Origin of the sequence: Sediminibacterium sp. (assembly GCF_019264485.1) — a bacterium.
In the GTDB taxonomy this organism is placed as follows: Bacteria; Bacteroidota; Bacteroidia; order Chitinophagales; family Chitinophagaceae; genus Sediminibacterium.
Genome location: NZ_JAHVAA010000005.1, coordinates 1 through 12,991 on the forward strand (window position 1 = coordinate 1; position 12,991 = coordinate 12,991).

The window sequence follows — 12,991 nt, forward strand, 5'->3', positions numbered from 1 at the left end:
TCTATGTGCAAGCACAGAACCTGGCTATCTGGAGCCCATGGAAAGGTCTGGATCCTGAAGATGGTAACAATATCAGCTTGAACGAATATCCTAACCCTAAAATGTTCGTAGCTGGTCTGGATATTAATTTCTAATTCAATAAACTAGGCATTAATATTCATTATCGAATTTCTAAAACAATGACAATGAAAAAAACGAAAATACTGATCCTCACTGCGATGCTGGTGTCTACGCTTTTTTCCTGCCAGAAACTGGTAGAGATTAAAGAGACTGACCTGATTGCAGGTGATATCGCCCTGAAAACAGTAACCAACAATGAACAAGGTATCATTGGTGCGTATGCTGCGATGAACGTAGAAATGGGCATTTTGCTGAATGCTGTATTTGCAGATGAAGTAGTATCGGCAGATTTTTACAATGCTGCTACTGTTCACGAATGGCAGTACAGCTCAACAGATATCTCTATCCGTGATAGTTATACAGCTTTTAACCTGTACTATCGTATCATCGACCGTGTAAACCGTGTGTTACAGGCATTACCAAATGCAACAGCTGCCAATGCTGCTGATGAAACTAAACGTTCAAGATTAAGAGGTGAAGCTTTGTTCCTGAGAGCTTTCTGCCATTTTGAACTGTATCGTTATTACAGCAATAGTGCTGTAGGTACCGATCTGGCTATGGCTTATATGGAAACACCTTCATTACAGCCACAGGCCCGTATTACGGTAGCTCCTTATTTCCAGAAATTAAAAGCTGATCTGGCTGCTGCCAAACCATTGCTACCTACTGATTTTTCAGGTACCAATGTGTACAGAGCAACACGTCCTGCCGTTGCTGCTTTACAGGCCCGTGTTGCATTGTATCAGAAAGAGTGGAATGATGCCATTACATTCAGCACAGAATACATCAATGCGGTTCCTTTAGCTACACGTGCTAATTTCCCAGGTATCTGGACTGATGCCAATAGCAACGAAACTGCTTTCAAATTAAGCCGTACCGCTTCTCTGGGTGGTCGTATCGGTAGCTTATGGCGCGGTACTTCTGCCAGTGCAAGCAATATCGGTGCTATTACCTGGACCATCGCTCAGAAACTCTGGGATATGTACGATCAGACAAATGATGTTCGTTTTGGGGCGTATGCTAAAAACGAGCCATTGCTTGTTGGTACAGGTCGTAAATACACTCGTCTGATCAAGAAATATGAAGGTACTACCTATGGTACTGCTACTGAGAACGTAGCTGATGCCAAAGTGTTCCGTACTGGTGAAATGTACCTGATCCGTGCTGAAGCCCGTGCAGAAAACAACGACCTCGTTGGTGCTGCTACAGACCTGAATGCACTGAGAACTGCCCGTATCACTGGTTATACACCTGTTGTATTAGCCAGCAAAGATGCAGCCATCACTGCCATCATGGATGAGCGTTTCAAGGAACTGGCTTATGAAGGTCACCGTTTCTGGGACCTGAAAAGAAGAAATCTGCCTGTTGTTCGTTTAACTGTTGATTTGCCTCAGGTGAACGCTGCAACTACATTAGCTGCAGGTAACTTCCGCTTCCTGTTACCTATTCCAAATGCTGAAATTCAGGCTAACCCTGTTATCCAGCAGAACCCAGGTTATACCAACTAATAGAATCTAAAATAAAAAGAGACTATCCGTAAACCTTTCGGATAGTCTCTTTTTATTTGTCAATCGGTTTATTATCCCCGTAGGTATTTTGCCATTCCCAATATGATTGATGAGGTATCGATTTTCAGCATTACACTCATGATACCCGTTGTTATCTCCGCTGATTACACAATGAAATTATCCTGCATTTTTCTGTTTGCGCTAACCAGGGTTTCATTTTTATTGCTATGATGTATTAACTTGTCACGGCTGAGAAGTAACTAGCAGATGATATAGCTACTTCAAACAAGAGCATCAACCATTAAGTATCATGCACATGAATCGAAAGACATTTATTACCTCTTCGGGCATGGCCGCAGCGGCTATTGCCATGGCGCCTGTAAATAACTTACTGGCATCGGCCAACAAAGACAAGGTTCGAATGGCAGTTATTGGCGTTGGGTTAAGGGGGCAGAACCACCTCGACCTTCTATTACGCCGGAGTGATGTGGAACTGGTTGCCATCTGTGATATTGACGACAGAATGCTGGCAAGTGCCAAAAAAATGATTGAAAAATCGCAGAAAAAAATGCCGGAAATATTTACCGGCAATCCTTATGCATGGAAAACCATGCTGGAGAAATCGAAATTAGATGCCATCCTGATAGCCACACCATGGGAGTGGCATAAAGAAATGATCATTACCTCGCTCGATGCTGGTATTAAATATGTTGGTACCGAAGTAATGATTGGTATTACCCTCGAAGATCATTGGGAAGTAGTACGTGCTGCTGAACGAAACAAGGGGCATGTAATGATGCTGGAAAATGTATGTTACAGACGAGATGTAATGGCGGTGCTGAATATGGTGCGGCAGGGACTGTTTGGAGAGCTGGTTCATTTACAGGGCGGCTACCAGCACGATTTGCGTGAAGTGAAATTTAATAACGGCATTGATGCTTATGGGAAAGGCTGTGAATTTGGTGATAAGGGCTGGACAGAAGCCAGGTGGCGCACCCATCACAGTGTTTACAGAAATGGTGATCTGTATCCCACACATGGAATAGGCCCGATAGCACACTATATCAATATCAATCGGGGAAACAGGTTTGTGAGTCTGAATTCATTTGCTTCAAAAGCAAGAGGACTGCATAAATATGTGGAGGATCATTGCGGAAAAGATCATCCCAATGCCAAAATTGAATTTAAACTGGGTGATGTAGTTACTACAACACTGCAATGTGCCAATGGAGAAACCATCCTTTTACAACACGATACCAATTTACCAAGACCCTATTCATTAGGCTTCAGGGTGCAGGGAACAGAAGGTATATGGATGGATGTAAATAAGAGTATCTACATAGAGAAAAAAGCAGCAAAAGCACACCAGTGGGATACGGCCAAAGAATGGCTCGATAAATACGATCATCCCTTATGGGCAAGATGGAGCAAAGAAGCAGAAGGATCGGGTCATGGAGGAATGGATTTTTATGTGGTGCATTCTTTTATTGAATCGGTAAAACGCAATGTAGCTACAGCAATGGATGTGTACGATGCGGCTGCATGGAGTGCCATTACACCTTTAAGTGAACAGTCTATTGCCAACGGCAATTCAACCATAGCTTTCCCCGATTTTAGCGGCGGACAGTGGATGTATCGAAAACCAGTATTTGCATTAACAGATGAGTATTAAGCTACCGGAAATATATACGCAGCAATCTATACCCTCTGCTGTTGCCGATTCATTTGAACAGATTACAACTGCTGTACACATTGAAAGGATGGGTAATGGACTGATCAACTCCACTTGGAAGATTGCAGGTGCAGATGGTTCCTATATTCTTCAAAAAGTGAACGACCAGGTATTCAGAGACCCGTTTATCATTGAACATAACCTCAAAAAAATTGCTGAACATATTCGCCTGCATTATCCTGCATATGCACTGCCATTGCCTTTGAAAAACAGAGAGGGCAAAGAACTTCTGTATGTAGCGGGAAACGGCTATTTCAGGATGTTTCATTTTTTAGAAGACTCTGTTTGTAACACGGTGGTGAATAATTCGAAGCAGGCTTTCGAGGCTGCCAGACAGTTTGCCGGATTTGCCAGAAGACTGAATGCACTTGATACAAAGGAACTCGGAAACCCCATAGAAGACTTTCATAATCTCACATTGCGGTATCAGCATTTTGAAACAGCAGTAACAACAGCTCAGCCATCAAGACTTATGGCTGCAAAGGAGCTGATTAATTTCTTACAAGAACATTCAGGTATTGTTACTCAATTTCAAAACATGGTGAAATCTGGCAGCATGCTTCTTCGCCCCATGCACCATGATACCAAAATAAGCAATGTATTATTCGACCAACAGGATCGCGGACTTGCTGTGATAGACCTCGATACGGTGATGCCCGGTTATTTTATCAGCGACCTCGGCGATATGATCCGCACATTCACCTGCACTGCCAATGAAGAAGAAACAGATTTTAATAAAGTTACCATCCGCGAAGATTTTTTTGAAGCCATTATAAACGGCTATCTCTCAGAAATGAAAGATATACTCACCGCATCAGAAAGAAATCTTTTAGTGTATGCAGGAGAGTTTATGATTTATATGCAGTGCCTGCGTTTCGCTACCGACTACCTCGAGAACGACAGGTATTATGGTGCAAAATATCCTGATCATAATTTGAACAGGGCGCTTAATCAAAAGAAATTATTAGAGGAGTTGATACAAGCAAAACCGGTGCTTGAAAAGATTATTGAAGCTGTTTTTCAGCGGATTAAATAATTCGGCTACCATAGAGCCAACAAAAAAGACCCAACTAATGGGTCTTTTATTGCGAATTAATGTGTGCGGATGATAGGAATCGAACCTACATGGGTCACCCCGCTAGATCCTAAGTCTAGTGCGTCTGCCAGTTTCGCCACATCCGCTTATTTGTTTAGATCGGGTGGCAAAAGTAGGGGATTTACGCAAAAAATACGCGCTAATCATTTCCTTTATTTAACCGGTAATGCTTCAATGATCTTTCCAATTACAGCATTCTGCGAACGGCTGTCGATCCAGCGTATTACGGCCACCAGTTCATGCTCAGGATCAACATAAATCAAATTATTACCGTTTCCAACATGTGTAAAGGCGGTTTCGGGGGCACTGGGTAAAAACTTTTTACCCGTATTTAAAAACCAGTTCATATAACCATAATCTGTTTTGGGAGCGGTAGGTGTTAATGACTGTTTAATCCAGGTTTCGCTCAGCAATTGCTGACCATTCCATTTACCACGGTTTAAAGTAAGCCATCCAAATCTGGCCATATCATATGCATTAATAAACATACCACCACCCCAATGTCCGCCACCACTAACCGACTGTACTGGCTGTCCGTCCAATACAATCCATGCATTCCGGTAACCCGTCCAGCGCCAGGTATTCGAGGCGCCGATGGGGTCCATGATATATTGTTTAAGTGCCTGAGGTAATGGTTTACGCCACACACCTGTTGCGGCCAATGCCAGTGCATTCACCCGAACATCATTGTATTCGTAAGTAGTGCCTGGCTTGTTTCGGGTTCTGTTCATCCATTTAGAAGCATCTGCATCTGGTCTGTCGGCCCAGTCGGGTTTACCCCAGAGTGTACCTTCCCAGTCGCTGGTTTGACGAAGCAGATCGTCCCAGGTAATGGTTTGGTTATGCGGTGAAGAGAAAGGGAAAAGCATTTGCGGCTGTCCAATTGCTTCAGCAGGTCTGTTTACGGGTTGTTGCGGCTGGTATAATTCAATTGGTGGAACATATCCGGCCACAGTGTCTGTTACATTTGTAATCAAACCCTTGTCAACAGCAACACCTACAATGGCCGATAAAAAACTTTTGGTAACACTATGTGTCATATCGCAGCGATCGGGTTCACCCCATTGCGCTACGATATATCCTTTGTAGATAATAATACCTGTTGCCTCGCCACGATCGGCAAATGGACCAATACCTTCTCCAAATGGTTCTTTACCAAATGTGCGGTAATGGTTGAGCTCCATACTGCGCGGATTTTTTGATTCGCCCGCTTTGGCAAGCGAGATGGCATCATTCAATATATTTTCTTTAATACCAAGGGAGGATGGAACACGCTGCTCCCATTTTCCAGCCGGAGGAAAATAAACGGCTGTTGATTTTTGTGCAAAAGAAAAACTGCAGGAGCATACCAGCAGTATAAATGCAAAAAAGCTATTTCGCTGATTCATGTTACTAAATTAGCGAAATAGCTTTTATCCCTATATCCTTGTTCCTTGAACCCTGAATCTTGACTCTTGATCCCTGATTCTTGATTTCTTTCTCCTAGTCTCTTCTTTGTCTTTGCTGGCCATTACCAGCATACCTTCTGCTGTCGCCACCTCTGAAAGACCTGCGCTGACCATTATTACCCTGGCGGTTATTACCCTGGCTTTGTTTGGGAGCCGGTTTAAAATTCGTCAGTGAAATATCGTTCATCGCATAAGGCTGGTCAATTACCTGTGGTATTGAAATGCCAATCAGTTTCTGAATGTCTTTGAGGTAGGCTTTTTCTTCTGCATCACAAAACGAAATGGCAATACCCGATGCACCTGCTCTGCCCGTTCTTCCGATACGGTGAACATAGGTTTCAGGAATATTAGGCAATTCGTAATTGATGACGTGCGATAACTGCTCCACATCAATACCTCTTGCTGCAATATCTGTTGCAACCAGTACCCGCAGGTTGCCTGTTTTAAAATCAGTCAAAGCACGCTGACGTGCATTCTGCGATTTGTTGCCATGAATAGCCGCGGCACCAATACCTGCTTTATGAAGGTCTTTTACCACTTTATCGGCACCATGTTTGGTACGCGTAAAAACCAGTACGGTTTCAATAGTCGCATCCTGTAATAAATGATTCAACAGTAAACGTTTGTTTTGCTTCTCAACAAAATAAACCGACTGTTCAATTTTTTCTACGGTAGAAGAAACAGGTGTTACTTCTACTTTTACAGGATGGTTTAAAATACTGTTGGCCAGTCCTGCAATTTCAGGCGGCATGGTAGCTGAAAAGAAAAGTGTTTGTCTTTTCGCCGGTAATTTGGCAATTACTTTTTTAACGTCATGAATAAAACCCATGTCGAGCATACGATCGGCTTCATCCAATACAAATAATTGTAACTGATGTAAATTGATAAAACCCTGTTGCATCAGGTCAAGTAAACGACCCGGTGTAGCAATCAATATGTCTACACCTCTTTTTAAAGCCTGTGTTTGTGGTAACTGAGATACACCACCAAAAATAACAGTATGTCTGAGTTGTGTATAACGACCATAAGCAGCAAAACTTTCATCGATCTGAATAGCCAGCTCTCTTGTAGGTGTAAGGATAAGTGCTTTAATACCGGGTGCTGCATTTTTCTGCTGTACCAATAGTTGTAAAACAGGAATGGCAAAAGCGGCTGTTTTACCTGTACCTGTTTGTGCGCAACCCAGTAAATCTTTTCCTTCTAATACTACCGGAATAGACTGTTGCTGGATGGGCGTAGGGATAGTGTAACCTTCTGTCTGGAGCGCACGTAAAATGGGCTCGATCAGATTCAATGAATCAAATGTCAATGGAATAAATTTTTAATACAACACAACTGAAATCGCTCAGTTGTTATATAACCTTCCTACTGTGGATGCTTGTAGCTACCTGTTAAAAGACTGATGAACTTTGTCACGGAAGGAAATCGGTCGTGTAGAGAGAGTATATGAATGATGCAAAGATAAGGGAAAAATGTCAGATTACGTGAAACGTGAGAGGTGAGACGTGAGAGGAGCGCCCAATACTACTCCCTCTTTGCGCAGCAGAGAGGGCCGGGGTGAGTTGAGGAAGTGAGTAGTGAGTAGTGAGTTTTTAATATCTACTCACTACTCACTACTCACCACTCACCACTCACTAATTTAACAATCTCCTCCAGATACCGCTGATCCACTTCATCAAATTGATCCAGTTCGCTGGCATCTACATCTAAAACACCCAGCACTTCTCCATTTCTGATAATGGGAACAACGATTTCAGATTTTGACAGACTGCTGCAGGCAATATGTCCGGGAAATTTTTCAACGTCGGGAACAATCAGGGTTTTGGCTTCTGCCCAACTGGTGCCACATACACCTCTTCTTTTACGGATACGTGTACAGGCAACAGGTCCCTGAAAAGGCCCCAGTACCAGCTCATCATTTTTCACCCAATAAAAACCAACCCAAAACCAACCGAACTGTTCTTTTAATGCAGCGGCAATATTGGCGAGATTGGCTACCAGGTCTGTTTCGCCTTCCAGTAATGCTTTTATTTGAGGGATAAGCGACACATATTGCGCCTCTTTATCGCCTTTAATGATACTTAAGTCTTCTGCCATAGCACAAAGATAAAAAACTTAAGTTTGGCAATGCTTCATCAGGGTTTACGTATTCAGAAAATAAAGAACAGCAATGAGCTGGGTAACTTTATAAAGCTGCCCTCAAAACTCTATAAAGATGATCCCCGCTGGGTACCACCACTGTATGCAGACGAATACCAGTTTCATGACTCCCAAAAAAATCCTGCCTTAGCCTACGCCATCGTTGAGAGATGGATCGCTTATAAAAATGATGAACCTGTAGGGCGCATCATGGGTATTATTCACCAGGAATACAACCGCCTGCACGAGGAAAAAACAGCCAGATTTTTCCAGATGGATTGCATCAATGATTTGCAGGTAGCATCATTACTCCTGCAAACAGTAGAAGAATGGGCAAGTGAAAATGAAATGCATCAACTGATAGGTCCATTTGGTTTTTCTGATAAAGATCCACAGGGTTTTCAGATAGATGGACTGGAGCACTTGCCGGTTATTGCTACACCAGCGCATCCGGCTTATATGCCCTTGCTATTAGAATCATTGGGTTATAGTAAGTATCTCGATTGTGTATCGTATCGCATACCCATACCCGATCAACTACCTGCATTGTATGAACGTGTATTGACAAGGGTTGCACAAAACACGCAGGTGCATCTGCTGGAGTTCAGGAGCAGAAAAGAACTGAAACCTTATGTACTACCCGTGTTTCAGCTCATTAATGAAACATACAGATCGCTCTTTGGTTTTGTTCCGATGTCGGATAGTGAAATAGATAAAATGGTGAAACAATACCTGCCTATACTCAATCCTTCTTTTGTAAAAGCAATAGTGGATGATAAAGGAACATTATTGTCATTTGTAGTGGCTATGCCCGATATGAGCAAAGGTTTACAAAAAGCAAAGGGAAAATTATTTCCTTTCGGACTGCTGTATATTCTTTCAGCTATGCGAAAGAGCAAACAACTCAATCTTTTACTGGGTGCCGTTAAAGAAGGCTATCGTGGTAAAGGGTTAGATGTGTTTATGGCTATGGCATTGATCAAAACAGCTTCAGCAAAAAGAATGACACATATGGATAGTCATCTCATTCTTGAAACCAATCGTACCATGCGTGCAGAATGTGAGAAGCTCGGTGGAGAACTGTATAAACGGTTCAGGGTTTTTATAAAAGAACTTAAATAATACTACCGCGTACTCATGTTCCCTGCGGTAAACAATTGATAAAGTTTAACGAAGAACAATTAACTTTTTTCACTGCTGCTAATATTGCCCCAGGCCAGTTTTATTAATTCTCTTGTAAGGGGTATATGAACATTCTCCAGGTTAAAAAGGGTACACCCACTTCTGCCCCAGGCACCCGATGCCGCATAGCATATATTGCCGGGTGATTGCAGGTAAACCGATTGTTGTTCCGGGGTTAGTTTAACCATTGCCAGTAATGTTTCTGGGTGAACGGAAGCAAATATCTTTTTGTTTTTCCTGAAAGCCTGTTTATCAAAATGAGGGATTACATCTGTATCCGTCATTGACAAAGCGATCTCTCCGAATTTTTTGGCTGATACCATAATATTTATTTGATGTATTTGCCAATTACCGGCATCTTTTTAAATTCTTTTCTTTCTACCAGTAAAATAAACCAGCCGAAAACACCCAGCAGTAAGAAGCCAAAAGCTATGCCAAGCCAGAATTGCGGAAGAAAATACACAAACAATTGGTGTATTAAAAACAGCAGTATAACAATAACAAGATAGGCAATCAGTTTTTTTGTAGCATAGGGAATAGGGTAGTGCTTTTGTCCGAGTTTATAACTCATAACCATCATAAAAGCATAACAGACAAAAGTGGCCCAGGCACTGCCATTATAACCAAATAGTGGTATCCACCAGATGTTGAGCAGAATGGTAATACCGGCACCGGCTATTGTAATCCATGCACCTGTAAGTGTTTTGTTGGTAAGCTTATACCAGACACTCAGGTTATAATAAATACCCAGAAACACACTGCCCATGGCGAGTATAGGAACAATGGAAAGACCTTCTCCATACGCTCCAGCATTGGTGCGATAGGCAAGGTATTTGATCAGGGGAAGGTTAACAACAATGGCCAGCCACATGAATGCACAGGCAATCACAAAGAATTTCATTACCCTGGCGTAAGTGCGTGGTGCATTTTCTTCTTTAGACTGGTTAAAGAAAAATGGCTCTGCCCCCATTTTGAATACCTGAATAAAAATGGTGATCAATACAGCCACTTTATAGTTGGCGCCAAAAATACCCAGTTGACGTAATTCTTCATCGCGCGGCAGATCCAATACCCTTGTGTACACTAACCTGCTAAGCATTTCATTGATCATGCCTCCCAATCCAACAATAATTAATGGGTAAGAATATTTCATTACAGCTTTCCAAAGATTAAAATCGAAAGAAAACCGGAACCCCCATAATTCTTTAGTAAGTAATAGCAGCGTAAGTACGGCGGTAATTACATTGGCAATAATATAATAACCAATACCGACGGATGGATCGTATACCGATAACCATATGCTTTCAGGGTTTTCCCGGTATAATTTGGGGCATAGACCAATAAAGAATAATACCAGTAAAACATTTACCACAATACTGAATACTTTGATAAAAGCATACATACGTGGTCGTCCTTCCTGTCTTAGTTTAGCAAAAGGAATTACAGAAAGGGTATCAAAAAAAAGAATCCATGCCATCCAACGGATATATTCAGGATGTTCGGCAAAATCAATCATACCAGCCACTGCTGGTGCCTGCCATAATAAAAGACCCGTTAAAACAACCGTAGTTACGATAATGGAAGACAAAAAAGTATTGAACACTTTTGTTTTATCATGATCCTGTATAAACCTGAAATAACTGGTTTCTAAACCGTAAGTAAATAAGATATTTAAAAAAGGAATCGCTGCATATATCTGGGTGATGCTTGCTGTACTGCTTGGTTCATACCACCAGAACAAAAGAATATTTAAAGCATAGCCCAAAAAACGAACGGCAATGGTGGGTACCCCATACCATAATGTTTGTCCTGCTAATTTTTTGATACTGCTCAATGAAGTGTTTTTAGTCCGAAAGTCTGGAGACCGAAAGTCCGAAAGACAGGAAATAACCAATAGTGAATTGCTTGCAGACTTCCTGTCTTCCGGTCTTTCGGACTCATCTCACAAACATCGCATTTCTTCGCTTTAAATTCAAGAATAGACCGGAACATTCATTATTTATTATGAATATCTGCAGGCGCAGTAGTGCTGATGCCTTTGCCGGGAGCGGCAAGATGTGGATTCTGGAGAAAACTACTGTCGGTAAGTGTGTACAGAAATGCCGTAAGCTGCCCAATCTCGAAATTAGATAATGGAAGCCTGTTTCTTAATAAACTGTCGGTAGTGGCACTGATCACCATGTTTTTCCTGTAATGCTCCATTACACTGAGTACGGAAAAGAAACGACCGTCATGGCCATAAGGAAAAGTACGCATTACATTTCTCAGACTCGGTACACGGAATTTTAAAGAATCATTGCTTTCACTGGTGATTTTCATCCGCCCCAGGTCTTTTAAAAACGGATCAACAGGCATGCCAATATTTCTATAACTGTAGTCGGTAAAAAAGGGCTCTGTATGACAACTCACACATTTTTTTTGGAAAATTTCATAACCCAGTTTCTCGGGAAGGATAAAACTATCCAGCCCCATTTTAACACGATCGTATTTACTGTTACTGCTGATAAAAGTGAGCAGAAACTGGCTGATAGCCCTGGTTAAACGTTGTGTATTGATCGTTTCATCACCAAACGCCGCTTTGAATAATTTCCGGTATTCTTTTTCTGCCTGTAGTTTTTTGATCACAGTAACCAGACTTTCGGCCATTTCATTTTCTGCAGTAATGGGGGCGAGTGGCTGAAGATCGAGGTGATTGATGCCACCATCCCACATAAATTCTTTTTGCCAGGCCAGGTTAAATAAACCCGGAGCATTACGTGTAGTGAGTGAGTTGTTAAAACCATGACTCAGCGGATGGTCATAGGTATTGAAAGCCCCAAACTGCTGGTGACAGGTGCCACATGAAATAGTACCATCTTTACTTAAACGTGTATCATAAAATAACTGTCTGCCCAATTCAATTCCTTCTTTTGTGAGAGGATTCTCTTTAAAATTATATACGGGCTGTGGCCAGCCCTTTGGTACGAGGAAGCGAACAGGTGTAGGCGCGAAATAATTTCCCATATACATCCAGCCGGTACACAGGATACTCAATAACAAAAGCGCGATTATCGTTTTCTGGTATCTCATTCTTTTACTGCGATGGAAAACATTTTACTGTAATTGTCTGCAAAACGAACAGCGAGGGTACCCGGACTGTGGCAAACAGGTTCTTTGGAAATATTGATGCCATTGAACCATTTTGCTGCGTCGGCAATGATGGTGATTGAATCTGTAAATGCTGGTGACTGAAGTTGAATGAGTCTGGTGGTATTATGATGCTTTCGAAAACCGCCAATATGATAAGTAAACTGTTTACCTGCAATCATGGAACTGCTGGCTGTGCCTTCTAATTTGGCCATTATATAGCCACTGTTCCAGGTCCAGAACATGCCATGTAATGGATCGAGCGCCTCAGTTTGTACGCCCGAAACATTACGGATACTGTCAACCCCTAATAAAAAACGGATGCCTGTATATTTTCCTTCTGGTATATTCAGTTGAATCGATAAACTTTTTTCATCTGCAATATCAACAAGAAAATATTGGTTTTCGGGAATAATGGTTTTACCCTCAGTATTCGTAAGCTGAATATTTGAGATATAATATTTGAAACGATTAACAACTAGTGTATCGGTATTATTTAGTGAATAGGTTTGTTCAGGAAGCAATTGTTCATTGCCAAAGCGATTGTTGAAACGTATGGTAAGTGTCTGTTTTTTTTGTGCAGACACCATCAGAGACTGACAGATAAATAGGAATATGAGTATTGCAGTTCTTTTCACAA

General features: G+C 41.8%; 11 protein-coding genes and 1 tRNA gene. 4 read left to right on the top strand and 8 right to left on the bottom strand.

What is annotated here, in order from left to right:
* Positions 1–185 precede the first annotated feature (185 nt).
* The 3 genes from KXJ59_RS02630 to KXJ59_RS02640 all read left to right on the top strand — a co-directional run bounded on the left by KXJ59_RS02630 (position 186) and on the right by KXJ59_RS02640 (position 4,396).
* Positions 186–1,628, top strand: coding sequence for a RagB/SusD family nutrient uptake outer membrane protein (locus tag KXJ59_RS02630; protein ID WP_295200837.1), 1,443 nt, complete (start codon positions 186–188; stop codon positions 1,626–1,628).
* Positions 1,629–1,944: 316 nt separating this feature from the next.
* The gene (locus KXJ59_RS02635; protein WP_295200839.1) at positions 1,945–3,300 is read left to right on the top strand and encodes a Gfo/Idh/MocA family oxidoreductase; all 1,356 of its coding nucleotides are present in this window, start codon (positions 1,945–1,947) and stop codon (positions 3,298–3,300) included.
* Positions 3,290–4,396: an aminoglycoside phosphotransferase family protein gene (locus KXJ59_RS02640; protein ID WP_295200840.1), complete on the top strand. Its 1,107-nt coding sequence runs from the start codon at positions 3,290–3,292 to the stop codon at positions 4,394–4,396. Before KXJ59_RS02635 ends, KXJ59_RS02640 begins: the two co-directional genes overlap by 11 nt.
* Positions 4,397–4,460: 64 nt before the next feature.
* Here the strand turns inward: KXJ59_RS02640 and KXJ59_RS02645 are convergent.
* The 4 genes from KXJ59_RS02645 to KXJ59_RS02660 form a co-directional block, all read right to left on the bottom strand.
* Positions 4,461–4,542, bottom strand: a tRNA-Leu gene (locus KXJ59_RS02645).
* Positions 4,543–4,608: 66 nt separating this feature from the next.
* Positions 4,609–5,844, bottom strand: coding sequence for a serine hydrolase (locus KXJ59_RS02650; protein WP_295200841.1), 1,236 nt, complete (start codon positions 5,842–5,844; stop codon positions 4,609–4,611).
* A gap of 94 nt (positions 5,845–5,938) precedes the next feature.
* Positions 5,939–7,213, bottom strand: a complete 1,275-nt coding sequence (locus KXJ59_RS02655; RefSeq protein WP_295200843.1) for a DEAD/DEAH box helicase — start codon at positions 7,211–7,213, stop codon at positions 5,939–5,941.
* A gap of 308 nt (positions 7,214–7,521) precedes the next feature.
* Entirely contained in the window at positions 7,522–8,001 is a 480-nt protein-coding gene (locus KXJ59_RS02660) for a GAF domain-containing protein (RefSeq protein ID WP_295200845.1), read from the bottom strand.
* 24 nt (positions 8,002–8,025) lie between these two features.
* On the opposite strand from KXJ59_RS02660, the gene KXJ59_RS02665 reads away from it, so the two are divergent.
* The gene (locus KXJ59_RS02665; protein ID WP_295200847.1) at positions 8,026–9,165 is read left to right on the top strand and encodes a hypothetical protein; all 1,140 of its coding nucleotides are present in this window, start codon (positions 8,026–8,028) and stop codon (positions 9,163–9,165) included.
* 59 nt (positions 9,166–9,224) lie between these two features.
* Here KXJ59_RS02665 and KXJ59_RS02670 read toward each other — a convergent pair whose 3' ends face one another.
* The 4 genes from KXJ59_RS02670 to KXJ59_RS02685 all read right to left on the bottom strand — a co-directional run bounded on the left by KXJ59_RS02670 (position 9,225) and on the right by KXJ59_RS02685 (position 12,989).
* A complete protein-coding gene (locus KXJ59_RS02670; RefSeq protein ID WP_295200849.1) occupies positions 9,225–9,548 on the bottom strand; it encodes a hypothetical protein in 324 nt (107 codons plus the stop codon).
* Positions 9,549–9,553: 5 nt separating this feature from the next.
* Positions 9,554–11,059 (bottom strand): polysaccharide biosynthesis C-terminal domain-containing protein, encoded by a 1,506-nt coding sequence (locus KXJ59_RS02675; protein WP_295200850.1) that lies wholly within the window; start codon positions 11,057–11,059, stop codon positions 9,554–9,556.
* A 161-nt stretch (positions 11,060–11,220) separates the two neighbouring features.
* The gene (locus KXJ59_RS02680; protein WP_295200852.1) at positions 11,221–12,264 is read right to left on the bottom strand and encodes a cytochrome-c peroxidase; all 1,044 of its coding nucleotides are present in this window, start codon (positions 12,262–12,264) and stop codon (positions 11,221–11,223) included.
* A 26-nt stretch (positions 12,265–12,290) separates the two neighbouring features.
* Positions 12,291–12,989, bottom strand: coding sequence for an MbnP family protein (locus KXJ59_RS02685; RefSeq protein ID WP_295200853.1), 699 nt, complete (start codon positions 12,987–12,989; stop codon positions 12,291–12,293).
* Between the last annotated feature and the right edge of the window lie 2 nt (positions 12,990–12,991).